We start from the raw sequence: 24,713 nt of genomic DNA on the forward strand, positions 1-24,713 counted from the left end.
GGTGCTATGATCCGGGGTCTGCGCCGCAAAAGAGTAAAAACTCCCGGTGCATGCTGTATACGGCCGCCCGTGATCGGCCTTGCGATTACCGCAATCGACCTGATAAGGAGATGAACCATGGCTTTTGAATTGCCACCTCTGCCCTACGCAAAAGACGCTCTGGTGCCGCACCTTACTGCTGAGACGCTGGAATATCACCACGACAAGCACCACAACACCTATGTCGTGAACCTGAACAACCTGGTGCCAGGCACCGAGTTTGAAGGCAAGACTCTGGAAGAAATCATCAAGACTTCTTCGGGCGGCATCTTCAACAACGCCGCTCAGGTCTGGAACCACACGTTCTACTGGGAATGCCTGTCGCCAAATGGCGGCGGCGAGCCAACCGGCGCTCTGGCCGATGCCATCACCGCTGCATTCGGCTCCTTCGAGAAATTCAAGGAAGAGTTCAGCAAAACCGCCATCGGCACTTTCGGTTCCGGTTGGGGCTGGCTGGTGAAGAAAGCTGACGGTTCCCTGGCTCTGGCCAGCACCATCGGTGCAGGCAACCCGCTGACCAGCGGCGACACCCCGCTGCTGACCTGCGACGTCTGGGAACACGCTTACTACATCGACTACCGCAACCTGCGTCCGAAGTACGTCGAAGCGTTCTGGAACCTGGTGAACTGGGACTTCGTGGCCAAGCAATACGCTGCCTGATTCCTGCTGTTTACAAAAAACCCGGCCATGCCGGGTTTTTTATTGTGTGCCATTCAGTCCTTTGATTTAAAAAGAAATACTGCGCCCTCCAGACCGACCTTGTCCGCCCTCCCGAATCCCGCCGGTAAATATCCTTCGCTTGCTATCGTTTTCATCAACGAAGACCCCGCCACTCAAGGCCTGCGTACCATCAATACGCTATTACGAGTGCAGACGTTCGCAACCAACAAGGGACTTACTCCATGTCATCGGTCAGTCGTCGTTCTTTCGTTACCCTCTCTGCCCTGGCCTGCACAAGCCTGGCACTCCCGCGAATCAGCTCAGCCGCTCCCGCAACCAAGCATCCTGCCGGCAATGACAGGATTCATCTCAACTTCAATGAAAGCCATCTAGGCCCTTCTCCCCTGGCACTTGAAAAAATGCAGGCTGGTGCAGCCTCGACAGGACGCTATCACTACGGCGCGCAATTGAAACTGATCGAGCTGTTTGCCAGACAGAATCAGATACCCAGTGATTACGTGCATGCCTACAGCGGCTCGCGTGAACCCTTGCAGTACGCCATTGCGGCCTTTACCGATGAGCACCGCAGCCTTACTCTCGCTACACCTTCCTATGATGCGCCCATCGAAGCGGCTAACAGCCAGCACGTCGCCTTTCATGAAGTCCCCCTGCTACCTGACGGGGCACATGATCTTGAGGCCATGTTGAAAGTCGACAAGACACCCGGCCTGATTTACATCTGTAACCCCAACAATCCCACCGGGACCGTGACACCCCAGCAGCAGATAGAAAAAGCCATACTCACCAAACCCGAAGGTTCAGTGGTGCTGATCGATGAGGCGTACATTCACTTCTCGGATGCCGCCAGCCTTGTTTCGCTGGCAGCCAGGCGCAAGGATGTTCTGGTCCTGCGCACCTTCTCCAAGCTCTATGGCATGGCGGGAGCCAGGCTGGGTCTGGCGGTAGGACATCCCGAACTGCTGGAGAAAATAGAAGTGTGGGGCGGCAACAATTTCGTCCCGCTGCCTGCGGCCATGGGCGGCATGGCCAGTCTTGAAGACCCTGACTTGGTAAGGCAGCGCAAGCAGCTCAATACCCGCGTACGCGAAGAAACCCGTGCCTTTCTCGCAAGCCATGGATTCACCTGCACGCCTTCCCAGGCCAATTGCTTCATGATAGATACCGGCCATGAGGCTGAGAGGGTCATCAAGGGATTGGCCAAACGCAATATTCTGATTGGCAGGAAATGGGATGTCTGGCCGACCTGGGTGCGAGTCAGCATTGGTACAGAGGCAGAAATGCAGGCATTTCGCCAAGCATTCCTCGAAGTCGTACAACAATTGGCCTGAGTTTTCCGGACCCAGCGCTCTGGGTCGGCTTTCTTCCCCCGCTTCGTGCCAGCGGGGGCATCCAGCCTCAACCTGACACGGCTGGTTTACATGTTGCCAGAAGGCAATAGCATACTAATATTACTTCTTGTATTTACAGAGTCATACTCAAGTTCCATGCATACTCGCCCGACACAGTAGAGTTGCCTGGATCCAACGCTACGCGCAGGCAGGACAAAGGAAGCAGAAATCGGCCTGATGAGTACACGCTCGTCACAGGGCTGACACAGCTGGTTTTTCGATGGGTGCAGGGTTGCACGCTCCCGGCACGAATTAAGGAATGACCATTTGAAGCTGGAACTCAAACACAGCTTGTCGGTTAAGTTGTTGCGCGTAGTACTGCTTTCAGCGCTGCTCGTGGGCGTTGTCTTGAGTTGCGCACAAATTGTCTACGATGCCTACAAGACCCACCAGAACGTGGCCAGTGATGCCGAACGTATTCTGGACATGTTCCGTGACCCGTCGACCCAGGCGGTGTACAGCCTGGACCGGGAAATGGGCATGCAGGTCATCGAAGGTCTGTTCCAGGATGACTCCGTTCGCATGGCCTCCATCGGGCACCCGAACGAAACGTTGCTCGCAGAAAAAGCGCGCCCTCTGAAAGATTCTCCCATTCGCTGGCTCACAGACATCATTCTTGGCCAGGAGCGCAGCTTCACGACCCAACTGGTCGGCCGCAGCCCCTACAGCGAATACTACGGTGATCTGCGCATCACGCTGGATACCGCCAACTATGGCGAGAGCTTTATCATCAATGCGGTGATCATTTTCGTGTCAGGGGTATTACGTGCCCTGGCCATGGGTCTGGTGTTGTATCTGGTCTATCACTGGCTGCTGACCAAGCCGCTGTCCCGAATCATCGAACACCTGACCAGCATCAACCCGGACCGCCCAAGCGAACACCTGCTGCCGCTGCTCAAGGGCCATGAAAAGAATGAGTTGGGTATCTGGGTCAATACCGCCAACCAGTTGCTGGCCTCCATCGAGCGCAATACCCACCTTCGCCACGAAGCGGAAAACAGCCTGCAGCGCATGGCCCAATACGACTTCCTGACCGGCCTGCCCAATCGCCTGCAATTACAGACACAACTGGACAAGATTCTGGTGGACGCCGGACGCCTGCAGCGTCGTGTCGCGGTGTTGTGTGTCGGCCTGGATGATTTCAAAGGCATCAACGAGCAGTTCAGTTATCAGACCGGCGACCAGTTGCTTCTGGCCCTGGCAGACCGGCTGCGCGCTCATAGCGGGCGACTGGGTGCTCTGGCACGCCTGGGTGGCGACCAGTTCGCTCTGGTTCAGGCCGATATCGAGCAGCCTTATGAAGCCGCAGAGCTGGCGCAGAATATTCTGGATGACCTTGAGGCGCCGTTCGCCCTGGATCTTCATGAAATCCGCCTGCGCGCAACCATCGGCATCACTTTGTTCCCGGAAGACGGCGACAGCACCGAGAAGCTGCTGCAGAAAGCCGAACAGACCATGACCCTGGCCAAGACACGCTCGCGCAACCGCTATCAGTTCTATATCGCCAGTGTCGACAGCGAAATGCGCCGCCGTCGCGAGCTGGAAAAAGACCTGCGCGAAGCCCTGCCCCGAGGCCAGCTATATCTGGTCTATCAGCCACAGATCAGCTATCGCGACCATCGGGTGATGGGCGTCGAGGCGTTGATCCGCTGGCAACACCCGGAGCACGGTCTGGTGCCGCCCGATGTCTTCATTCCGCTGGCAGAGCAGAACGGCACCATCATCGCCATCGGTGAGTGGGTGCTCGATCAGGCCTGTCGCCAGTTGCGGGAGTGGCACGATCAGGGCTTCACCGAACTGCGTATGGCGGTCAACCTGTCCACTGTGCAACTTCACCACTCGGAACTGCCCCGCGTGGTCAACAACCTGTTGCAGATCTACCGCCTGCCACCTCGCAGCCTGGAGCTGGAAGTCACCGAAACCGGCCTGATGGAAGACATCGACACCGCCGCCCAGCACTTGCTCAGCCTGCGCCGCTCAGGTGCGCTGATCGCCATCGACGACTTCGGTACCGGCTATTCGTCACTGAGTTATCTCAAGAGCCTGCCGCTGGACAAGATCAAGATCGACAAGAGCTTCGTGCAGGACCTGCTCGACGACGATGACGATGCGACCATCGTGCGCGCCATTATCCAGTTGGGTAAAAGCCTCGGCATGCAGGTCATTGCCGAAGGCGTGGAAACCAGCGAACAGGAAGCCTACATCATCTCCGAAGGCTGTCATGAAGGTCAGGGCTACCTGTACAGCAAACCCCTGCCCGGCCGTGACATCCTGCCGTACCTGAAACAGGCGCAGCGCAGCCAGGTAGAGGCGTGAGCGAATTCATTCGCGAATGAATGCGCTCCTACGGCCAGTTTCGGGTTGTCTTGAAACCGACAGTTACATGTCGTCGAATGCTCGTTCACGACTTTAAGGGCGTTATGCCTTTACACCGAATGCAAATCTTTCGCATTATGTCGCAGTTTTTCTGGGCGCCCGGCGCCATAAATCCCCTAGACGCAGGAATTCGTCATGATTCGTATGCCTCTGGCAACAGCTAGTCTGCTGGCCATAGCTATCTCCCTCGCCGGTTGCGGTGAAGGCAAGGACAAGGCAGCCGCTCCCGCCCCTGCTGCAGCTCCTGTGACTCCGGCAGCAGCGCCTGCCGCACCTGCTTCATCAGCTGCAACCCAGACCGATGACGCCGCTGCCAAGGCCGTGGTCGCCAATTACACCAACATTGTCTTCGCCGTGTTCAGCGATGCCGAAACCGGCGCCAAGAAGCTGCAGACCGCTGTCGATGCTTTCCTTGCCGCACCGAACGACCAGACCCTCAAGGCTGCTCGTGATGCCTGGGTTGCCGCCCGCGTGCCTTACATGCAGAGCGAAGTCTTCCGCTTCGGCAATACCATCATCGACGACTGGGAAGGTCAGGTTAACGCCTGGCCCCTGGACGAAGGCCTGATCGACTACGTGGCCAAGGATTACCAGCACGCGCTGGGCAACCCGGGCGCGACCGCCAACATCATTGCCAACACTGAAATCCAGGTCGGCGAAGACAAGGTAGACGTCAAGGACATCACCGCCGAGAAACTCGCCAGCCTCAATGAGCTGGGCGGTTCCGAGGCCAACGTCGCCACCGGCTACCACGCCATCGAATTCCTGCTGTGGGGCCAGGACCTGAACGGCACCGGCCCTGGCGCCGGCGCACGTCCTGCCAGCGACTACCTGGAAGGTGCCGGTGCAACCGGCGGCCACAACGACCGTCGCCGTGCCTACCTCAAGGCCGTGACCGAACTGCTGGTCACCGACCTGGAAGAAATGTCGCTCAACTGGAAACCCGGTGTAGCCGACAACTATCGCGCGTCCCTGGAAGCAGAAACCGGCGAAAGCGGCCTGCGCAAAATGCTGTTCGGCATGGGCAGCCTGTCCCTGGGCGAACTGGCCGGCGAGCGCATGAAAGTGGCACTGGAAGCCAACTCCAGCGAAGACGAGCACGACTGCTTCAGCGACAACACGCACAACTCGCACTTCTACAACGGCAAAGGCATCCGCAACGTCTACCTGGGCGAATACACCCGCACCGACGGCAGCAAGATCACCGGTCCGAGTATCTCGTCCCTGGTCGCCAAGGTTGACCCGGCCACCGACGCCACCCTGCGCGCCGACCTGGACGACACCCAGGCCAAGTTGCAAGTGATCGTTGACCACGCCAACAAGGGCGAGCACTTCGACCAGTTGATCGCAGCGGGCAACACTGCTGGCAATCAAGTGGTGCGTGACGCCATTGGAGCCCTGGTCAAACAGACCGGCGCCATCGAGCAAGCCGCAGGCAAGCTGGGCATCACCGACCTGAACCCGGACAACGCCGATCACGAGTTCTGATCAGTGATGTAACCGAGGCTTCAGGCCTGCAATACCGAATGCCAGTCAGGTCTGCTGACTGGCATTTTTTTCAAGAACGCAGTCTCGCCGGACGCATTAAACAGACCTTGCAGAACGAGCCTTACGACTACCGACACGCTCAATCAGGACGGAATCTGATATGGCAAAACCTGCAGCTCGTGTAACTGCACCGACTGCCTGCCCTTCCCCAGGGCACGCTATAAATCCGATCGTTTCCGGTTCTCCCGACGTTTTCTTTGATGGATTAGCCGCCGCCCCTGAGAGAGTTTGTCGCCACCGTTGATGGTATTCAGATTTCCGGCGTCACCGATTTAGTAACAATACGTTGCCTCAGCCCGAGTAAACGGTAACTTTTCCTATTTCAGACCCATCAGGCTGATAAGCTTGCTCGCCCTGATTTTCAGCTCGTTGCAGAATTCGTATGAGTATGCCGCTGCGCCTGTCCCTCGTTTTTTTATCGGTTCTGGTCCTGACCGCGTGCGATGACGCGCCGCAGTTCACTCAGGCCGAACCGGGGGAAGCTCTGTCTGGAGGTGCTGCTACGGTAAAGAAAAGCGATCAGAACGCCTTCTCCCTGCCATCGGCCAATCTCTCGCCGGTGCGCAGGCTGGACTTCAGTGTCGGCAACAGTTTCTTCCGCAATCCCTGGGTCATCGCGCCCTCGACCACCACTGCCCGTGACGGGCTGGGTCCGTTATTCAATACCAATGCCTGCCAGAACTGCCATATCAAGGACGGTCGCGGCCATCCGCCAGAGCCCGGCGACACCAATGCCGTGTCGATGCTGGTAAGGCTTTCGATTCCAAACAGCCCGGCGTATGCGGAGGTCATCAAGCGCAACGGTGTGGTGCCCGAGCCGAGTTATGGCGGACAGCTACAGGACATGTCGACCCCTGGTGTCGCGCCAGAAGGCAAGGTGCGGGTCGAGTACGATCCTCTGACCATCCGCTTTCGCGATGGTATGACTGTCGAGTTGCGCCAGCCGACCTTGCGTATCACGCAACTGGGCTATGGCCCCATGCACCCCGACACCCACGCTTCGGCGCGCATTGCTCCGCCCATGATCGGTCTGGGTCTGCTTGAGGCGATTCCCGAAGCAGCGATCCTGGCCAATGCCGACCCTGACGACAAGAATGACGACGGTATTTCCGGCCGCACCAACTGGGTCTGGGACGATGTGCAGCAAAAGGTCGTCATGGGACGTTTCGGCTGGAAAGCCGGGCAACCCACACTCAATCAACAGAATGTCCACGCCTTTTCGGGCGATATGGGCCTGACCACCAGCCTGAAAACCGTCGACGACTGCACCCCGGCGCAAGCGGATTGCCGCAACGCACCGAACGGCAATGGCCCCAACGGCGAACCCGAGGTGAGCGACAACATTCTGCGACTGGTAGAGTTCTATACCCGCAACCTGGCTGTTCCGGCACGTCGTAGCGTGGACGACCCGCAAGTGCTGGCGGGCAAGAACCTGTTCTTCAAGGCAGGCTGCCAGCAATGCCACACACCGCAATTCACCACCCGCGCCGATGCCGCAGAACCGGAGCTGGCCAATCAGGTGATTCGTCCCTACAGCGACCTGTTGCTCCACGATATGGGCGAAGGTCTGGCCGACAACCGGACCGAGTTCCAGGCCACCGGCCGCGAATGGCGTACACCGCCGCTCTGGGGCCTGGGCCTGACCGCTACCGTCAGCGGGCACACACAATTTCTACATGATGGTCGCGCTCGCAACGTGATGGAGGCGATACTGTGGCACGGCGGCGAAGCCCAGGCAGCACAACGACAGGTCCTGGCCTTCGACGCCGACCAGCGTGCGGCGCTGTTGGCGTTCCTGAATTCGTTATAAGCATTCCCCTTTAAAAAGAAGGAGCCGGACACATGTTCCGACCCAAGTTGTTGTTCACCAGCCTCGCGGCCCTGGCTCTGGGCGCCTGTGCACCATCGGACCCGCAAGCCATCACCTCTGCCGCCATCGCCAAACAGGTGATCCTGCCGACCTACAGCCGCTGGGTCGAAGCTGATCGCCAACTGGCAAGCAGTGCAATTGCTTTCTGTCAGGGCAAGACCGATCTGGAAAGCGCACGCGCCGACTTCCTGAAAGCACAGAAAACCTGGGCCGAGCTGCAGCCCTTGCTGATCGGGCCGCTGGCCGAAGGCAACCGAGCCTGGCAGGTGCAGTTCTGGCCGGACAAGAAGAATCTGGTCGGACGTCAGGTCGAGCAACTGGTCAACGCACAACCACAGATCAATGCCGAAGACTTGTCCAAGGCCAGCGTCGTGGTTCAAGGCTTGTCGGCGTATGAATACATTCTGTTCGATGCCGAGATCGACATGGCCAACGCCGAACAGAAAGCCCGCTACTGCCCGTTACTGATGGCCATCGGTGAGCGCCAGAAGATTCTGGCCGAGGAAATCCTCAGCCGCTGGAACAGCAACGACGGCATGCTCGCGCAACTGAGCAAGTTCCCGAACCCGCGCTACGCCGACTCCCACGAAGCGATCGCCGAAGTGCTGCGCGTGCAGGTCACGGCACTGGACAGCTTGAAGAAAAAGCTGGGCACGCCATTGGGTCGCCAGACCAAAGGCCAGCCGCAACCGTTCCAGGCAGATTCGTGGCGCAGCAAGTCCTCGCTCAGCAGCCTGGAAGCCAGCCTGATCAGCGCTCAGACCGTCTGGGCCGGCGTGGATAACAAGGGCCTGCGAGGTCTGCTGCCCGCCGAGCAGAAACCGCTGGCCGACAAGATCGACGCAGCCTACGCTGCCAGCCGCAAACTGCTGTCGGAACTCAAGCCGCCACTGGCCGATTTGCTGGCCAGCGAAGCCGGTCGTCAGCAGCTCAATGGGTTTTACGACAGCCTGAACGTGGTTCACCGTCTGCATGAAGGCGAACTGGCCAAGGCCTTGGGTATTCAGTTGGGCTTCAACGCCAACGACGGCGATTGATCGAGAGGGTGTAGATGATGTTGCGACGCCAGGCTCTGGCACTTGGCAGCCTGTTGCTCAGCGCTTGTACGCTGGGCGGCTGGACGCTGTTTCGGCAAAAAGGCAAAAGCCCGCTGCTGCTTTCCGCTCGCGACGATGGCGACGCAAGGCATTACGCAGTAGGTTACCGGCTCGACGGCACGCAGGTGTTCGCAACTCAGGTCGCCCAGCGTTGCCATGACATCATCCATCACCCATCCTTGCCGCTGGCGGTCTTCATCGCCCGCAGGCCCGGCACTGAAAGCTACCTGATCGACCTGCGCGATGGCCGCCTGCTGCAAACCATCACGTCACAGCCCAACCGGCACTTCTACGGCCATGCCGTGATTCATGGCGATGGCGAATGGCTGTACGCCACGGAAAACGACACCACCGATCCGGGTCGCGGCCTGCTGGGGGTTTATCGTTTTGTCGATGAGCGACTGGTGCATTCGGCAGAGATTTCCACTCATGGTATCGGCCCACATCAGGTGTCGTGGATGCCGGACGGCGAAACCCTGGTGGTCGCCAATGGCGGCATTCGCACCGAGGCAGAAAGCCGGGTCGAGATGAACCTGCATGCCATGGAGCCCAGCCTGGTACTGATGCAACGCGACGGCACACTGCTGAGCAAGGAAACCCTCAGGCAACAGATGAACAGCGTGCGCCACATGGGCATTGCCAGCGACGGCACCATTGTCTCCGGGCAGCAGTTCATGGGCGATGCTCATGAGTCCTCCGAACTGTTGGCGATAAAACGTCCAGGCCAGCCCTTCCAGGCCTTTCCCGTGGCCGAAGAGCAATTGCGGGCGATGGGTCACTACACCGCCAGCGTCGCGGTGCACAGCGACCTGCGACTGGTTGCACTGACCGCCCCGCGTGGCAACCGGTTCTTTATCTGGGACCTGGACAGCGGTGCAGTAAAACTCGACGCGCCTCTGCCCGACTGTGCAGGCGTGGGTGCGGTTGCCGACGGTTTTGTCGTGACCTCGGGTCAGGGCCGCTGCCGCTTCTACGACTGCCGCCAGCCCGAACTGGTGGCTAAACCTCTGGATCTGCCGTCCGGGCTCTGGGATAACCACTTGCATCTGGTGTGATGTGTACGCCCATCACTAATCCGGTCATACAGCCATAAATAAAGAAATGTCCTACACCCTGCCGGTTTGCAATATCCGGCGCTGGAGCTAGCCTGCTTCTCAGGTTAAATATCTCCAAAGGAAGTGCAGTATGGTGCGTCGGCGCATGCTGATCATGCTGGGCTTTGTTCTGCTTGTAGTGCTTTTGCTCGCGGGCTACAAGGCCCTCTCCATTTATCGGCAGATTCAGCAATTCAGCGCCCCAAAACCACCGGTCAGCGTGGCTGTGGCCACTGCCAGCGAACAACCGTGGCAAAACCTTCTACCCGCCATCGGCACCCTCAAGGCCTTGCAGGGCGTCGACCTGAGCCTGGAAATCGCCGGCACGGTAAAGGCCGTGCAATTCGAGTCAGGACAAAAGGTCAGGGTGGGTCAGCCCTTGCTGCAACTGGACAGCGATGTCGAAAAGGGCCTGCTGGGCACTGCCGAAGCAGACTTGGGGCTGGCGCAGGTTGAACACGGTCGCGGCAGCAGGCTGGTGGGTGATCAGGCGATTTCCAGAGGGGACTTCGACAAGCTCGCCGCCCAACTGAAAAAAGCCGGCGCGACCGTCGCCCAGCTCAAGGCCTCTCTGGCCAAGAAGCAGATCCTCGCGCCGTTCAGCGGCACCATCGGCATTCGTCAGGTGGATGTGGGCGACTATCTGGCCAGCGGAACGGTCATCGCCACCCTGCAGGACCTGAGCAGTCTTTATGTCGACTTCTACGTGCCGGAGCAGGCGCTACCTAAGATCGCCATCGACCAGATTGTCCGGCTCAGTGTCGCGGCCTATCCGGACCAGTCATTTGAAGCTCGGGTCAGCGCCATCAACCCCAAGGTCGATGACACCACCCGCAACGTGCTGATTCGCGCCACCCTGCCCAACCCTGAAAGCAGACTGCTGCCCGGGATGTTCGCCAATCTGCAGGTTGTGCTGCCCAGCGCCCCAAGCCAGATCGTGGTGCCGGAAAGTGCGATTACCTACACCCTTTATGGCAACTCGGTATTTGTCGTCGTGCCGAAGAAAGACGACAAGGGCGAGCCGGAAAAAGACGCCAAAGGCCAGCAACAACTGGCGGTGGAACGGCATTTCGTCGAAACCGGTGAGCGCCGTGCCGGGAAGGTCATCATCACCAAGGGGCTCAAGGCGGGCGAGCAGGTTGTCAGTGGCGGACAGCTCAAGCTCGATAACGGAACCCATGTGGCCATCAGCGCCGACAAGACCTTGTCGGCCGATCCGAACAGCCAGCCACGCGCTGACTGATCAAGGAATTTCTCATGGCATTTACAGATCCGTTCATTCGTCGCCCGGTACTGGCGACTGTGGTCAGCCTGCTGATCGTGCTGCTGGGTTTCCAGGCGTTCAGCAAGCTGACCATCCGCCAGTATCCGCAGATGGAAAACGCCATGATCACCGTGACCACGGCGTATCCCGGCGCCAATGCCGAAACCATTCAGGGCTACATTACCCAGCCGCTGCAACAGAGCCTGGCCAGCGCCGAAGGCATCGATTACATGACCTCGGTCAGCCGCCAGAATTTTTCGGTGATCACGATCTATGCCCGTATCGGCGCCGACAGCGATCGCCTGTTCACCGAGTTGCTGGCCAAGGCCAATGAGGTCAAGAACAAGCTGCCCCAGGATGCAGAAGACCCGGTATTGAGCAAGGAAGCCGCCAACGCCTCGGCGCTGATGTACATCAGCTTCTACAGCTCGGAACTGAGCAACCCGCAGATCACCGATTACCTGTCACGGGTCATTCAGCCCAAGCTGGCCACCTTGCCCGGCATGGCCGAAGCGGAAATCCTCGGCAATCAGGTCTTCGCCATGCGCCTGTGGCTTGACCCGGTAAAACTGGCCGGATTCGGCCTGACCGCAGCCGATGTCACCAATGCTGTGCGCCGCTATAACTTCCTGTCGGCAGCCGGTGAGGTCAAGGGCGAATACGTGGTCACCAGCATCAACGCCACCACCGACCTCAAGTCCGCCGAAGCCTTTGCCGCAATTCCACTGAAGACCGATGGCGACAGCCGGGTGCTGCTAGGGGATGTGGCGCGGGTGGAAATGGGTGCAGAGAGCTACAACGCCGTCAGTTCGTTCGATGGCATACCTTCGGTCTATATCGGCATCAAAGGCACACCAAGCTCCAACCCGCTGGATGTGATCAAGGAAGTGCGGCGCATCATGCCGGAGCTGGAAAGCCAGTTACCGCCCAGCCTGAAGGTGTCCATCGCCTATGACGCGACGCTGTTCATCCAGGCCTCGATTCACGAAGTCGTGAAAACCCTGATCGAAGCTGTCCTGATCGTCGTGGTGATTGTGTTCCTGTTCCTGGGCGCACTGCGTTCGGTACTGATTCCGGTTATCACCATTCCGCTGTCGATGATCGGCGTGCTGTTCTTCATGCAACTGATGGGCTACTCGATCAACCTGCTGACCTTGCTGGCAATGGTGCTGGCCATCGGGCTGGTGGTGGACGATGCGATTGTGGTGGTGGAAAACATTCATCGCCATATCGAAGAAGGCAAGACGCCGTTCGACGCATCCATCGAAGGCGCCCGGGAAATCGCCATGCCGGTGGTATCGATGACCATCACTCTGGCGGCGGTCTATGCACCCATCGGCTTTCTGGAAGGGCTGACCGGTGCGTTGTTCAAGGAGTTTGCCCTGACCCTGGCCGGCGCGGTCGTGATTTCGGGCATTGTGGCCCTGACCCTGTCGCCCATGATGTGTGCCTTGCTGCTGCGCCACGATGAAAACGCCAGCGGTCTGGCCCACAGGCTCGACCAGCTTTTCGAGCGTCTGAAAGTACGCTACCGGCGTCTGTTGCACGGCACCCTCGACACTCGCCCGGTGGTGCTGGTATTCGCCTTGATTGTACTGTGCCTGATTCCGGTGCTGCTCAAGTTCACCCAGTCGAACCTGGCACCGGACGAAGATCAGGGCATCATTTTCATGATGGCGACCTCACCCCAGCCCACCAACCTGGATTACATCAACGCCTATACCGATGAGTTCGTGGAGATATTCCGGGAGTTTCCCGAGTACTACTCCTCGTTCCAGATCAACGGCTTCAATGGCGTGCAGACCGGCGTAGGCGGATTCCTGCTCAAGCCATGGGACGAGCGCAGCCGTACCCAGATGGAAATCCTGCCGGATGTTCAGGCACGACTTGCGCAGATTCCGGGCCTGCAGATTTTCGGTTTCAACCTGCCATCGCTGCCGGGGACCGGTGAAGGTCTGCCGTTCCAGTTCGTCATCAACACCCCGAACGATTATGCCGCGCTGCTGGAAGTCGCCGAGCGGGTAAAGAAACGCGCCGTGGAGTCCGGAAAGTTCGCATTCATGGATATCGATCTGGCGTTCGACAAGCCTGAAGTTGTCGTCGATATCGACCGGGCCAAGGCTGCCCAGATGGGCGTGTCCATGCAGGATCTGGGCGGCACACTGGCGACCTTGCTGGCCGAGGCGGAAATCAACCGTTTCACCATCGAAGGCCGCAGTTACAAGGTCATAGCCCAGGTCGAACGTGCGTATCGGGATAATCCGGGCTGGCTGAACAACTATTACGTGAAGAACAGCGAAGGCAAGCTGCTGGCACTGTCCACGCTGATCACGGTCAGCGACCGGGCCAGACCTCGTCAGCTCAACCAGTTCCAGCAGCTCAACTCTGCAATCATCCAGGGTTTTCCCATTGTCAGCATGGGTGAGGCCATCGAGACGGTTCGCCAGATCGCCAACGAGGAAGCGCCTGTCGGGTTCGCTTATGACTATGCAGGCGCTTCACGCCAATACGTTCAGGAAGGCAGCGCCCTGTGGGTAACCTTTGCCCTGGCACTGGCGATCATCTTCCTGGTGCTGGCAGCCCAGTTCGAGAGCTTCCGTGACCCGCTGGTGATTCTGGTCACGGTGCCGCTGTCGATCTGCGGGGCGCTGATCCCGCTGTTTCTCGGGCTGTCGAGCATGAATATCTACACTCAGGTCGGGCTGGTGACGCTGATCGGCCTGATCAGCAAGCACGGCATCCTGATCGTCGAGTTCGCCAATCAGCTACGCCACGATAAAGGACTGTCGGCACGGGAAGCGGTGGAGGAAGCTGCTGCGATTCGTCTGCGCCCGGTACTGATGACCACGGCAGCCATGGTATTCGGCATGGTGCCCTTGATACTCGCGACAGGCGCAGGAGCCGTCAGCCGTTTCGATATAGGCGTCGTGATTGCCACGGGCATGTCGGTGGGAACCCTGTTTACCCTGTTCGTGCTGCCCTGCGTGTATACGGTGCTGGCGGCCAAGGACAAACCGGTTGGTGCTGCACGCTCACTGCCTGCAAATTAAAGGCTGAAACGCGGAAAGCCCCGTAAAGGGGCTCTGGGGAGTTGAAATTCATTTCAACCTTTTGGACCGGCCCCCTGGGCCAGGCTGTACATCAATAGCAATAAATCATGATCCGGCTTTACGGCTGCCACGCTTTTCAATGCGCGCGGCAACGGGCAGTGCCCTTCACCGCTCTGGACACTGAGAATCTTGGTCGAAGGCTGCTCCCAGGCTGCCACGGCGACAGTTGCCGTTGCCAGCGCACCTACGACAAACAAACCTCTAGCCATTTCAAGTTTCATCACTCCAAACCCTTGATAGTGCTGCCAAACACCGAATGGTAAAAATAGACGAGCTTTTGCCAGTCTGCTGTCTCGAATGACGAATGGCGTCGAAACTGTTTCATATCATGCTGGGCAGCACCATGGGCGGTGAAACGACGGCGGGCTTTTTCCAGGTCCAGCAGCGCAACTTCCACTTCGGCCTGCTGGCCATCGCCGCTCACACGCACGAATACATGCTTGCTGTAGAGGCAACTGTGTTGCCAGCGCGCCCTGTGCATCCGGGCCAGGGTCGTGCCTATTTCCTTGAGCAGTCGCTCATGCAGCAACTCGCCGCAACGCTCGCGACCACCATTGGCATACCACTGGTCGAGATCCTCGAAACCGTCCAGCGCGGCCGTGACCAGCAAGGCACGCCACTCATTGTTCTGATCACGCTCTGCGCCGCAGAACACTATTTCAGGTACACCAACGTTGACCTGCCGCAGGCCTTCGATTGCATCACGCTCACGCAGGACTGTCGGACGACCCAACGGATACAGCAAACTGCGGTAGGTATGGCCTGTCTGGCGTTTGCTGTAAAGCATCGGGCCTTCGCCAGCATAAATCCGCTGAACACCGCTTTCACCACCACGACGAACATTGGGCTCTTCCACCCATTCACCGCGCAGGTTCCAGAAGTGGCCGAAGCGGCTCTCTTTTTTGGAGACTCGCATCGCTTTACCTAAAGTCTGAACATTCATCCCGGACTACCTTTTACGCAGTAAATAGACTCGCCACATGGCGTAAAACGGTAAGAAATCCATGCGTTCCTGAATCCGGAAACCCGCCGTCTCAAACTCGGCTTCGACAGTTTCAACCGGTAACACGAAACGATTCTGGTAACTTTCAGCCCCACTTTTGCGCTGTCGATGCAGCTCAAGGCGCTTGCGTTTCCAGGCTTTAAAATTGCCATCAACCCACAAGGAAACAATCACACTGTCACGAGTGACACGCTGAAACTCCCGCAATAGAGACATTCTATGCTCGGCCTGCCCAACATGGTGCAGCAGCCGCATGCAGAAGATGCTGTCCACGGCGTTTTCGGGCAGATCGATTGCAAAGGCAGAGGTCTGCAAAGGTTGTACCCTTTTCACGACATTCTCAGGCTGAGACTCCAGAGCGGTATTGAGCATGTCGGCAGAATTGTCGGCCCCGATGATCGAGCGGTTGGTCTTTTCGGCCAGCAAAGGCCAGAAACGACCGGCGCCACAAGGCAGGTCAAGCACAAGCCCAGGGTCTCCCGCCAGATGCAGGGCCTTTCTGGCCAGTTGCTCATCGCGATAATGAGACAGCCTGCGTGACAGTCCGTGCTGATGTTTTTCCAGATACTCCCGTGCATGATCCTTGTTGTACTTGCGCGAGAACTTGAGCTCGATGCGCTTGTTCATGGGGAGGCATCTCATGATTCTTGTTGGGGCCAGCCTAATGAGTAGCCTGTCATCATCAAGTCATGCCGATGTGAAAAAAATGTTCTCTGGGGCCAGAGAACATTTCAAGATATTACAACCAGCATTTATCAATCAGGATTTGGTCACCAGGCTCACCTTGAACCGGCAGCCATTGGGCTCCATGGGCGTAAGCCCCACACTCCAACCCTGATTCGCACAGATCCGCTGCACCAGAGAAAGCCCCAGGCCAAGACCTTCGCCGCGCTGTTCATTGCCCCGCACAAAAGGCTCGAACATGGCTTCGCGTTTTTCTTCGGGGATACCGACACCGCTGTCCTCCACGATGAAACCGTCTGCCAACAGAGTCAGGGTAATAAAGCCATGATCGGTGTAATGCAGCGCATTGCGCAGCAGATTGCCCATCACCGCATGCAGGAAGGTGGCGTTGTAGCGCACATCGGTGGTCTGGTCGGTTTCTGGCGGGTTGTAGATCAGTTGCAGGCCTTTGCCTTCGATCGGTCCACGCCACAAGGCGACCAGTTGCTCGGCAACAGCACCAAGAGTGGCACGTGGCGTCATGGCCGGGTCTTCGCGCTGGGTGCGAGCCAGCATCAGGAAGGTCTGCACCAGGTCGCGCATTTCTTCACAGGCTCTGGCAATACGCTCCACCTGTCTTCTGGCCCGCTGGTCGAGGGCCGGGTTTTCCAGCAGCAGTTCACAGGAGCTGGCAAGCACCATCAAGGGCGTGCGCAGTTCATGGCTGACATCGCTGGTAAACATCCGCTCCCGTATCAGCGCCTGCCTGAGACGACCGAGGGTCGCATCGAAAGCCACGGCCAGCTCACCGACTTCGTCGGCGGCATAGTCGGGAGCCAATGGCGGTGCCAGACCCAATAGCTGGTCACGATGGCGAACCTGACGGGCCAGACGCACCACAGGGGCCATGACGCGACGGGCCAGCACCCAGCCCAGAAATACGGCCAGCGCCAGAGCCATGACGAACCCCACCAGCACGACGGCAAACAGGATACGCTCGCGCTCTTCAAAGTCGCTCTGGTCCTGCAGCAAGGCGTAATGCCTGCCATCTACCACTTCGATCATGGCGTGGTAGGACAAGGGACCGCGAAACACCTCATGAAAACCAGGCTCGAGATGGCGCAGGTCCTTGGGCAGGTCGAAATCCCCAGGGCCATTGCTGAAGTAGAACAGTTGGTCCGGCTTGGGGCGATGGCTCCAGTCGCTGACGCTGTCCATCAGCATCAGACGATTGAGATCCCCTCCAAGACCTGCGGAAATCAGTTTTTCCTCAACCAGGTGAACCGTGGAAATGATCCCCACGGCGAAGGATCCAGCGACCAGGGCACTCATCAGGGCAAATGCGATGATGATCCGCTGGGCAAGGCTTTGTTTAAACTCCATCCTTGCCCTCGGCCAGACGATAGCCGACACCATGTACGGTTTGCAGCAGCGGTTTGGGGAAAGGTTTGTCGATCACCTGACGCAACTGATGCACATGGCTGCGCAAGCTGTCGCTGTCCGGGCAGTCGTCGCCCCACAGGGCTTCTTCAAGTACCTCGCGGCGCAGCACATGAGGGCTCTTCTGCATCAGGACCGCCAGAAGTTTCAGGCCTACCGGGTTGAGCTTGAGCATGCGGCCATCACGGGTCACTTCCAGCGTATCGAGGTCATAGACCAGATCCGCGACCTGCAGGGTGCGCCGCCCTCCTCCCTGGGCACGGCGCAGCACCGCTTCGATACGCGCCGCCAGTTCGGAAAGCGCGAAAGGTTTGAGCAGGTAGTCGTCGGCACCTGAGCGGAAGCCCTGCAAGCGGTCATCCAGCTGATCCCGCGCAGTGAGCATGATCACAGGGGTGTCACGCCGCGCATCTTCGCGCAGGCGTTTGCACAGGGTATAGCCATCGATGCCGGGCAGCATGATGTCGAGCACGATCAGGTCATAGTGCTCGGTCGCGGCCAGATGCAATCCAGAGAGGCCATCCTGCGCGCAGTCGACGGTATAGCCTTTCATACCCAGATAATCGGCAAGGTTCGCCAGGATGTCGCGGTTATCTTCGACCAGAAGAATTCGCATGGTAGGCACTCTCATATGCAATTTGGGCTGGCGCAGCTTAAGGCGAAGTCAGCCTCAGGGCCAGTACCACATGGCTTTACGTTTTTTTCACTTTATGTGGCAGAAACTGCCGCGTCCCCCGTTACAGCCGTCGGGGCCTTTGCAATTGAACTGGATTCGCCATGTCGACACCCGCAACCCTTCCACACTCTCGCCCGCTCAATCTCTGGATCTATCTGGGCATTCCCTTTGCAACTGCCCTGGTTCTCATGCTGCTGGAACTGACCACCCTGGACATGAGCCTCGCTCGTCTGGTTTATGACCCACAGGCGGGCGACTTCATCGGCAGGCACAGCCATTTTCTCGAAGACATTCTGCACGACCGCGCCAAGCAGGTCGTCATTGGCCTGGCGGTCGTCTCAATGCTTATTTTCGCGGCCTCGTTCAAGGTCGGACGCTTGATGCCATGGCGCCGAGAGCTGGGTTGTCTGGTGCTTTCCATGGCGCTTTCGACCGGCTTCGTGACACCGGTAAAGGTCATCACTTCAGTGCAATGCCCCTGGAGCCTCACGGAATTTGGCGGCAAGGAAACCTACAGCGAACTGCTCGCTTCACGCCCTGAAACGGACAAGCCGGGCCGCTGCTGGCCGGGCGGTCATGCAGCGACAGGATTTACGCTGTTCGCTCTGTTCTTCATATTCCGTGATCGCAAGCCACGCCTGGCGAAAGCCGGACTGGTCCTGGCTTTGAGCCTGGGATCGATCTTTTCCATCGGCCGCATGCTGCAAGGCGCGCACTTCTTCTCGCACAACGTCTGGACGGCGGTGTTCTGCTGGCTGATCTGCCTGGGCGCGTATTACTTCATTCTGTACAGACCGGATAAAAGCGGGCAGACAGAGCACAGCCTGCTCGCGAAACCCTAAACCATGAACTCGTGGTAGTAATCCAGCGTGGCCACATTCTTGTGCTTGGACTCGAACATGACGTCGAAGCGGTCAAGAAAAAGGGTCACGTATTCGTTGGTCCAGCGATTCCACATCATGTCGCTGTGGCCATAGAGGTCACGTTTGGAGAGGACTTGCATCAGCGAGTCCATTTCCAGCTTCTGCTCAGCGCTGAATCCCAGCTCCTGCAGACGCTCCTGAGGCTGAGAGTAATGCATGGTCGGGCGCACGCCACGCCAGCTTTCGATGATGCGCTCGACGCGAGGCGACTGCGCAGATATGTAGTCATCCTCATGGATCCAGCAATGGTGAACATCCAGAACCACTGGCGCCAGATCGGCTAACCCGATGCAGTCGTCCACGCCGTAAGTCTTTTCGTCGTTCTCGAACGTGATGCAGTTATGCGCTTCTTTCGACAGACGCGACCAGATCGAGCGAATCCCCTCGGCACCCAGTCGACCTGCAATGTGGATGTTGCATTTGAAATCCTGGAACTGCCGCCCGTATCCCATCATGCGGATCATGTCGGCGTGATACTCGAATTCGGCCAGGCTGTTCTCGACCACTTCAGGCTTGTCGGACCCCAGCACACAATATTGGCCCGGGTGCATGGACAACCGGATTCCGGCAGCACGCGCCGCAGCGCCAATGGCAGCAAAGCCTTTAATCAGGATCGACTGAATGTCCGGCTGGCGGTAGAACGCGCAGACTTTCGGATGGCTGTAGAACGGCAGCAGATCACTGCTCAGCCGCAACATTTTCAGGGCGTCAGGCAAGGTCGCCACATAAGCCAGCAAGCGCAACTGGGCTTCGAGGTTGTGGTCGATGATTTCTATCAGCTTGGCGTGAGCAACCTCGGTGGAAACGCTCTCCATCCAGCGCAACGTGGTAGTGCGCGGGTTCAAGGCCGACTCAATGGTTTTCAGCTCACCAGCCGACAGATTGCGTTGAGGGTGGCGATACTGGCATGCAAAACCGATCCGGGCAGTGGACATGGCAATCCTGAAATCCGAATGAATGGTGCTCAGACTATCAGGCAGGTAAAAGCGTTCGCTATCCATACTGGCTTTTTAGATGTATCGAGTCGCGTGACAGAAACCCGAAAACAAAGAACCCTGCACTAGGCAGGGTTCTTCGTGGTGTCGCTTGGGGTGAGGCTCGCTTACATCATGCCGCCCATGCCACCCATGCCGCCCATGTCTGGCATGCCGCCAGCCGCTGGCTTGTCTTCAGCCACGTCAGCGATCATCGCTTCGGTGGTGATCATCAAGCTGGCGATGGAGGACGCTGCCTGCAGAGCAGAGCGAGTCACTTTGGCCGGGTCCAGGATGCCCAGGTCGATCATGTCGCCGTATTCGCCGGTAGCAGCGTTGTAACCGAAGTTACCCGAACCCTGCTTGACCTTGTCGACAACAACGCTTGGCTCGTCACCGGAGTTGGCAACGATCTGGCGCAGTGGAGCTTCTACAGCGCGACGCAGCAGAGCGATACCGACGTTCTGATCGGCGTTGTCGCCTTTCAGGTCAGCGATTGCCTGCAGGGAACGAACCAGAGCAACGCCACCGCCAGGTACCACGCCTTCTTCAACGGCTGCACGGGTAGCGTGCAGGGCGTCTTCAACGCGGGCTTTCTTCTCTTTCATTTCAACTTCGGAACCGGCGCCGACCTTGATCACTGCAACGCCGCCAGACAGCTTGGCCAGACGCTCTTGCAGTTTTTCCTTGTCGTAGTCGGAGCTGGTGTCACCGATTTGCTGGCGGATCTGAGCGATGCGCGAGTCGATATCGGTCTTGACGCCGGAGCCGTCGATGATGGTGGTGTTTTCTTTGTTCAGAACAACGCGCTTGGCATTACCCAGGTGTTCCAGGGTAGTGCTTTCCAGGCTCAGGCCGATCTCTTCGGAGATGACGGTACCGCCAGTCAGGACAGCGATGTCCTGCAGCATTGCCTTGCGACGGTCGCCGAAACCTGGAGCCTTGACGGCTGCAACTTTCACGATACCGCGCATGTTGTTCACAACCAGAGTCGCCAGGGCTTCGCCTTCAACGTCTTCGGCAACGATCAGCAGAGGACGGCCAGCTTTTGCGACTGCTTCCAGAACCGGCAGCATTTCGCGAATGTTGGAGATCTTCTTGTCGACCAGCAGGATCAGCGGGCTGTCCAGCTCGGCAACCATGGTGTCCGGCTTGTTGATGAAGTACGGGGACAGGTAGCCACGGTCGAACTGCATGCCTTCTACGACCGACAGTTCGTTTTCCAGACCCGAACCTTCTTCAACGGTGATAACGCCGTCTTTGGTCACTTTTTCCATGGCTTCGGCAATGATGTCGCCGATGGAGTTATCGGAGTTGGCGGAGATGGTGCCAACCTGAGCGATAGCCTTGGTGTCGGTGCATGGCTTGGACAGCTTCTTCAGCTCGGCAACGATGGCGATGGTCGCCTTGTCGATACCGCGCTTGAGGTCCATCGGGTTCATGCCGGCAGCGACGGCTTTCAGGCCTTCGTTGACGATAGCCTGAGCCAGAACGGTAGCGGTGGTAGTACCGTCACCAGCGTCGTCGTTGGCACGGGAAGCAACGTCTTTGACCAGTTGCGCGCCCATGTTTTCAAAACGGTCTTTCAGTTCGATTTCCTTGGCAACCGAAACACCGTCTTTAGTGATCAGAGGAGCACCGAAGCTCTTCTCGATGATGACGTTACGGCCTTTCGGGCCCAGGGTCGCTTTTACTGCGTCAGCCAGGACGTTTACACCAGCGAGCATTTTCTTACGGCCAGCGTCGCCGAATTTAACTTCTTTAGCAGCCATGATCTTTATTCCTTCGATACTTTGTAGTGACGGAAATCAGCGGTTTTCTCAGCCTTCGATGACAGCGAGGATTTCGTTCTCGCTCATCACCAGCAGGTCTTCGCCGTCTACTTTCACAGTGTTGCTACCGGAGTAAGGGCCAAACACTACTTTGTCACCCACTTTCACGGCCAGCGCACGTACTTCACCGTTATCCAGCACACGGCCGGTACCTACAGCGACGATCTCGCCACGGTTAGGCTTTTCAGCAGCCGAACCTGGCAGCACGATACCGCCGGCAGTTTTCGTTTCTTCTTCGCTGCGACGGATTACGACGCGGTCATGCAGAGGACGAAGCTTCATTGTCGATCTCCTGATTATGGTTTTAGAGCGCCCGGTGAACACACCGGCGGGGGTTAAAAATCCGGTCTTGCCGGTTACGGTTCGGCGAGCGAACCGCAGAATACGGTCTGGCAAATGGGCCAGAAACCTTGCGGTGACCCATACATAAGGGCGAGCAAGGTGATTACAAGTCTTGGCCAGGATTTTTTTTCGCACAGACAGGCACTTGAAACGAACACGGCACCCGAAGGTGCCGTGCAGACGAGTCATGCCGATTACTTGTCGCGATGCTCGAATTCACCTTCGATGACATCGGGTTCGCGGGTAGGCTGATGAATCGCGCCAGGACGGCTGCTTGCCGGCCCCTGACTGGCCTGGTGAAGATCCTCGGAGAACGCACGCTGCCGCGTGGCCTGAGCTTCGGCACGCTGGCGAAGCTTGCCGGCCAGCAGGCGGCGAGTGAACGGCAGAAGGCAGATCACACCCAGGATGTCGCTGATGAAACCGGGCAGCAGAAGCAGCCCGCCACCGACCGCAATCGTCAACCCTTCCAGCATCTGCTGCGCGGGAAGCTCGCCACGCGACAGGCTTTCACGGGCACGCAACGCGGTGGCCAGACCGGCCACACGCATCACGAACAGGCCGAGCACCGAAGTACTCAGCACAAGAAGGAAGGTCCACAGGAAGCCGATGGACATACCGACCCGAACCAGAACGAACAGCTCCAGCACCGGAAAAAGCAAAAAGAGCAGCAGAAAAACGCGCATCAAATCAGTTCCTCTAAGGAAGAATGCCTTCCAAGTAGACCGTATGTGATGTCAGAAGATCGTTAATTCAAGCTTTTTGCTCTTCAGATGAAGGCCATTTTTGCACGCGAGCCAAATGAACCAAGGCTTCGCGCACTTGTGTCGGCGTATTGCAAGGCTCACCGAATGCCAGCCAGTGGATGCCACGGCCGATCCTCAGGTGCATGCCTTCACTGTCGAGACCGACCATCTGCGCAGGCTCGGTCTGCGGCAGGCCGGACAGTGCCACGTAATGCGCAATGGCATTGGCGTGGTCGTCATTCATGTGCTCGACCATGCGGGTTTCGACTTCCCCGGCGAACGGGTTGGCCAGAGCAACGTCATCGAGCCAGTGAATGGCGCCAAAACCGCCAATGTAGCGATAGCGCACCGGAGTCAGCACCCAGAAATCGAAATCATGGGCGCTGTGATAACTCTGCGACTCTGGGAAATAGCGGTAATAACGCTGGGCGGCCGCTTCGATGGCTTGCGGGTCGCTCAACTTCACGGCCTCAGCCAGCACCGTGATACGCCCGACGGCCTGCACGTCATCGGCTTCGCGCTCGCCCACCAGCAAGGAACACTTGGGGTCCAGGGTCAGGTTGTGGGTGTGCTGGGTAATCCGGCTTATCAGAATCAACGGCCTGCCCTGCTCATCGAGGCAGTAAGGCACCGCCGAACCGAACGGAAAGCCGGGCATGGACCTGGAATGCGTGGATAGCACAGAGCGATACTCTTTGAGCAATAACTCCCGGGCATTTTTAGAGGCTTTCGCGCTCATCGTGTGGCTCCTTATAACGTTTTCGCCGAGTTAAAGACGAACGCTCTGAAACAGCTTATAACTTGTTGCGAATGGCATCAGCGATCACCGGTGCCACGGCATTGGCTTACAGATTGGGCACGCACATGGAATTGAAAAACAAGTTAATTATTATTACGGGTGGCGGCCAGGGGCTGGGTCGTGCAATGGCCGAGTATCTGGCGACCAAGGGCGTCAATCTGGCGCTGGTGGACCTGAACCAGGAAAAGCTCGACCAGACCGTCGCAGCCTGCAAGGCACTGGGCGTAGAAGCACATGCCTATCTGGCCAACGTTGCCAGTGAAGAACAGGTCACGGACACGATTGCAAAAATAGCCGAAGACTTCGGCGCTATTCACGGCCTGATCAATAATGCCGGCATCCTGCGCGATGGTTTGTTGCTCAAGGTCAAGGATGGTGAAATCACCAAACTGAGCCTCGCGCAATGGCAGGCCGTCATTGACGTCAACCTGACCGGCGTCTTTCTCTGCACCCGCGAAGTGGCCGCCAAGATGGTCGAGCAGAAGAGCCAGGGCGTAATCATCAATATTTCTTCGATATCCCGCGCTGGCAATATCGGGCAAACCAACTATTCAGCCGCAAAAGCTGGCGTGGCTGCAGCAACCGTGACCTGGGCCAAGGAACTGGCGCGTTACGGCATCAGGGTCGCAGGCATTGCACCGGGCTTTATCGAGACCGAAATGACCGCCAGCATGAAACCCGAAGCGCTGGAGAAAATGACTTCGGCCATCCCGCTCAAACGCATGGGCACGCCCGCCGAAATTGCGCATTCGGTGGCTTACATTCTGGAGAACGATTACTACAGCGGCAGGATTCTGGAGCTTGACGGGGCAATGCGGATCTAGTCTGGACTCCCCACGGCATCGCTG

At 58.1% G+C, this 24,713-nt stretch carries 21 protein-coding genes and 1 pseudogene; 12 read left to right on the top strand and 10 right to left on the bottom strand.

Features of this window, described 5'->3' with window-relative positions:
• The first annotated feature begins 117 nt into the window (after positions 1–117).
• The 10 genes and pseudogenes from KGD89_RS20695 (at position 118) to KGD89_RS20740 (ending at position 14,407) form a co-directional block, all read left to right on the top strand.
• Positions 118–699, top strand: a complete 582-nt coding sequence (locus KGD89_RS20695) for a superoxide dismutase (RefSeq protein WP_025261672.1) — start codon at positions 118–120, stop codon at positions 697–699.
• A 242-nt stretch (positions 700–941) separates the two neighbouring features.
• Complete coding sequence (gene ptaA / locus KGD89_RS20700) at positions 942–2,048, top strand: pyoverdine biosynthesis transaminase PtaA (protein ID WP_025261673.1); 1,107 nt, start codon at positions 942–944, stop codon at positions 2,046–2,048.
• A gap of 327 nt (positions 2,049–2,375) precedes the next feature.
• Positions 2,376–4,424, top strand: coding sequence for a putative bifunctional diguanylate cyclase/phosphodiesterase (locus KGD89_RS20705; protein ID WP_025261674.1), 2,049 nt, complete (start codon positions 2,376–2,378; stop codon positions 4,422–4,424).
• Between the two features lie 195 nt (positions 4,425–4,619).
• Positions 4,620–5,972: an imelysin family protein gene (locus tag KGD89_RS20710; protein ID WP_025261675.1), complete on the top strand. Its 1,353-nt coding sequence runs from the start codon at positions 4,620–4,622 to the stop codon at positions 5,970–5,972.
• Positions 5,973–6,132: 160 nt separating this feature from the next.
• A pseudogene (locus KGD89_RS20715) lies at positions 6,133–6,249 on the top strand (PAAR domain-containing protein); the annotation flags it as partial.
• A 165-nt stretch (positions 6,250–6,414) separates the two neighbouring features.
• Entirely contained in the window at positions 6,415–7,842 is a 1,428-nt protein-coding gene (locus KGD89_RS20720) for a di-heme oxidoreductase family protein (RefSeq protein ID WP_025261676.1), read from the top strand.
• Between the two features lie 32 nt (positions 7,843–7,874).
• Positions 7,875–8,939, top strand: coding sequence for an imelysin family protein (locus KGD89_RS20725; RefSeq protein ID WP_025261677.1), 1,065 nt, complete (start codon positions 7,875–7,877; stop codon positions 8,937–8,939).
• A gap of 17 nt (positions 8,940–8,956) precedes the next feature.
• Positions 8,957–10,054, top strand: coding sequence for a DUF1513 domain-containing protein (locus KGD89_RS20730; protein ID WP_025261678.1), 1,098 nt, complete (start codon positions 8,957–8,959; stop codon positions 10,052–10,054).
• 130 nt (positions 10,055–10,184) lie between these two features.
• Positions 10,185–11,336 carry an efflux RND transporter periplasmic adaptor subunit gene (locus KGD89_RS20735; protein WP_025261679.1) on the top strand — a complete coding sequence of 384 codons (1,152 nt, stop codon included), beginning with the start codon at positions 10,185–10,187 and terminating at the stop codon, positions 11,334–11,336.
• Between the two features lie 14 nt (positions 11,337–11,350).
• Positions 11,351–14,407: a multidrug efflux RND transporter permease subunit gene (locus KGD89_RS20740; RefSeq protein WP_025261680.1), complete on the top strand. Its 3,057-nt coding sequence runs from the start codon at positions 11,351–11,353 to the stop codon at positions 14,405–14,407.
• A 53-nt stretch (positions 14,408–14,460) separates the two neighbouring features.
• On the opposite strand, the gene KGD89_RS20745 is transcribed toward KGD89_RS20740, so the two are convergent.
• The 5 genes from KGD89_RS20745 to colR all read right to left on the bottom strand — a co-directional run bounded on the left by KGD89_RS20745 (position 14,461) and on the right by colR (position 18,189).
• Complete coding sequence (locus KGD89_RS20745; protein ID WP_025261681.1) at positions 14,461–14,688, bottom strand: hypothetical protein; 228 nt, start codon at positions 14,686–14,688, stop codon at positions 14,461–14,463.
• Positions 14,688–15,410 (bottom strand): lipopolysaccharide kinase InaA family protein, encoded by a 723-nt coding sequence (locus KGD89_RS20750; protein ID WP_025261682.1) that lies wholly within the window; start codon positions 15,408–15,410, stop codon positions 14,688–14,690. Before KGD89_RS20750 ends, KGD89_RS20745 begins: the two co-directional genes overlap by 1 nt.
• A 6-nt stretch (positions 15,411–15,416) precedes the next feature.
• Entirely contained in the window at positions 15,417–16,097 is a 681-nt protein-coding gene (locus KGD89_RS20755; protein ID WP_025261683.1) for a class I SAM-dependent methyltransferase, read from the bottom strand.
• Positions 16,098–16,229: 132 nt separating this feature from the next.
• A complete protein-coding gene (locus KGD89_RS20760) occupies positions 16,230–17,516 on the bottom strand; it encodes a sensor histidine kinase (protein WP_025261684.1) in 1,287 nt (428 codons plus the stop codon).
• Complete coding sequence (colR, locus tag KGD89_RS20765; RefSeq protein ID WP_025261685.1) at positions 17,506–18,189, bottom strand: two-component system response regulator ColR; 684 nt, start codon at positions 18,187–18,189, stop codon at positions 17,506–17,508. Before colR ends, KGD89_RS20760 begins: the two co-directional genes overlap by 11 nt.
• Before the next feature lie 161 nt (positions 18,190–18,350).
• On the opposite strand from colR, the gene KGD89_RS20770 reads away from it, so the two are divergent.
• Positions 18,351–19,091 carry a phosphatase PAP2 family protein gene (locus KGD89_RS20770; protein WP_025261686.1) on the top strand — a complete coding sequence of 247 codons (741 nt, stop codon included), beginning with the start codon at positions 18,351–18,353 and terminating at the stop codon, positions 19,089–19,091.
• Here the strand turns inward: KGD89_RS20770 and uvsE are convergent.
• From uvsE to KGD89_RS20795, 5 genes are all read right to left on the bottom strand, one after another.
• The gene (gene uvsE, locus KGD89_RS20775) at positions 19,088–20,107 is read right to left on the bottom strand and encodes a UV DNA damage repair endonuclease UvsE (protein ID WP_025261687.1); all 1,020 of its coding nucleotides are present in this window, start codon (positions 20,105–20,107) and stop codon (positions 19,088–19,090) included. The genes KGD89_RS20770 and uvsE overlap by 4 nt on opposite strands.
• Positions 20,108–20,274: 167 nt before the next feature.
• Positions 20,275–21,918, bottom strand: a complete 1,644-nt coding sequence (gene groL / locus KGD89_RS20780; RefSeq protein WP_025261688.1) for a chaperonin GroEL — start codon at positions 21,916–21,918, stop codon at positions 20,275–20,277.
• Between the two features lie 48 nt (positions 21,919–21,966).
• Positions 21,967–22,260 carry a co-chaperone GroES gene (locus KGD89_RS20785; RefSeq protein ID WP_004881479.1) on the bottom strand — a complete coding sequence of 98 codons (294 nt, stop codon included), beginning with the start codon at positions 22,258–22,260 and terminating at the stop codon, positions 21,967–21,969.
• Between the two features lie 254 nt (positions 22,261–22,514).
• Positions 22,515–23,006: an FxsA family protein gene (locus KGD89_RS20790; protein ID WP_025261689.1), complete on the bottom strand. Its 492-nt coding sequence runs from the start codon at positions 23,004–23,006 to the stop codon at positions 22,515–22,517.
• Between the two features lie 67 nt (positions 23,007–23,073).
• Positions 23,074–23,805: a HugZ family pyridoxamine 5'-phosphate oxidase gene (locus KGD89_RS20795; protein ID WP_025261690.1), complete on the bottom strand. Its 732-nt coding sequence runs from the start codon at positions 23,803–23,805 to the stop codon at positions 23,074–23,076.
• Positions 23,806–23,930: 125 nt separating this feature from the next.
• Between KGD89_RS20795 and KGD89_RS20800 the strand changes: the two genes are divergently transcribed.
• Positions 23,931–24,689 carry an SDR family oxidoreductase gene (locus KGD89_RS20800; RefSeq protein WP_025261691.1) on the top strand — a complete coding sequence of 253 codons (759 nt, stop codon included), beginning with the start codon at positions 23,931–23,933 and terminating at the stop codon, positions 24,687–24,689.
• The last annotated feature ends 24 nt before the right edge of the window (positions 24,690–24,713 follow it).

Source organism: Pseudomonas cichorii (assembly GCF_018343775.1).
Taxonomy (GTDB): domain Bacteria; phylum Pseudomonadota; class Gammaproteobacteria; order Pseudomonadales; family Pseudomonadaceae; genus Aquipseudomonas; species Aquipseudomonas cichorii.

Coding starts and splice junctions, on each gene's coding strand:
- KGD89_RS20695 (WP_025261672.1), top strand. CDS start 118: ATGGCTTTTGAATTGCCACCTCTGCCCTACGCAAAAGACGCTCTGGTG.
- ptaA (WP_025261673.1), top strand. CDS start 942: ATGTCATCGGTCAGTCGTCGTTCTTTCGTTACCCTCTCTGCCCTGGCC.
- KGD89_RS20710 (WP_025261675.1), top strand. CDS start 4,620: ATGATTCGTATGCCTCTGGCAACAGCTAGTCTGCTGGCCATAGCTATC.
- KGD89_RS20720 (WP_025261676.1), top strand. CDS start 6,415: ATGAGTATGCCGCTGCGCCTGTCCCTCGTTTTTTTATCGGTTCTGGTC.
- KGD89_RS20725 (WP_025261677.1), top strand. CDS start 7,875: ATGTTCCGACCCAAGTTGTTGTTCACCAGCCTCGCGGCCCTGGCTCTG.
- KGD89_RS20730 (WP_025261678.1), top strand. CDS start 8,957: ATGTTGCGACGCCAGGCTCTGGCACTTGGCAGCCTGTTGCTCAGCGCT.
- KGD89_RS20735 (WP_025261679.1), top strand. CDS start 10,185: ATGGTGCGTCGGCGCATGCTGATCATGCTGGGCTTTGTTCTGCTTGTA.
- KGD89_RS20740 (WP_025261680.1), top strand. CDS start 11,351: ATGGCATTTACAGATCCGTTCATTCGTCGCCCGGTACTGGCGACTGTG.
- KGD89_RS20745 (WP_025261681.1), bottom strand. CDS start 14,688: ATGAAACTTGAAATGGCTAGAGGTTTGTTTGTCGTAGGTGCGCTGGCA.
- KGD89_RS20750 (WP_025261682.1), bottom strand. CDS start 15,410: ATGAATGTTCAGACTTTAGGTAAAGCGATGCGAGTCTCCAAAAAAGAG.
- KGD89_RS20755 (WP_025261683.1), bottom strand. CDS start 16,097: ATGAACAAGCGCATCGAGCTCAAGTTCTCGCGCAAGTACAACAAGGAT.
- KGD89_RS20760 (WP_025261684.1), bottom strand. CDS start 17,516: ATGGAGTTTAAACAAAGCCTTGCCCAGCGGATCATCATCGCATTTGCC.
- colR (WP_025261685.1), bottom strand. CDS start 18,189: ATGCGAATTCTTCTGGTCGAAGATAACCGCGACATCCTGGCGAACCTT.
- KGD89_RS20770 (WP_025261686.1), top strand. CDS start 18,351: ATGTCGACACCCGCAACCCTTCCACACTCTCGCCCGCTCAATCTCTGG.
- uvsE (WP_025261687.1), bottom strand. CDS start 20,107: ATGTCCACTGCCCGGATCGGTTTTGCATGCCAGTATCGCCACCCTCAA.
- groL (WP_025261688.1), bottom strand. CDS start 21,918: ATGGCTGCTAAAGAAGTTAAATTCGGCGACGCTGGCCGTAAGAAAATG.
- KGD89_RS20785 (WP_004881479.1), bottom strand. CDS start 22,260: ATGAAGCTTCGTCCTCTGCATGACCGCGTCGTAATCCGTCGCAGCGAA.
- KGD89_RS20790 (WP_025261689.1), bottom strand. CDS start 23,006: ATGCGCGTTTTTCTGCTGCTCTTTTTGCTTTTTCCGGTGCTGGAGCTG.
- KGD89_RS20795 (WP_025261690.1), bottom strand. CDS start 23,805: ATGAGCGCGAAAGCCTCTAAAAATGCCCGGGAGTTATTGCTCAAAGAG.
- KGD89_RS20800 (WP_025261691.1), top strand. CDS start 23,931: ATGGAATTGAAAAACAAGTTAATTATTATTACGGGTGGCGGCCAGGGG.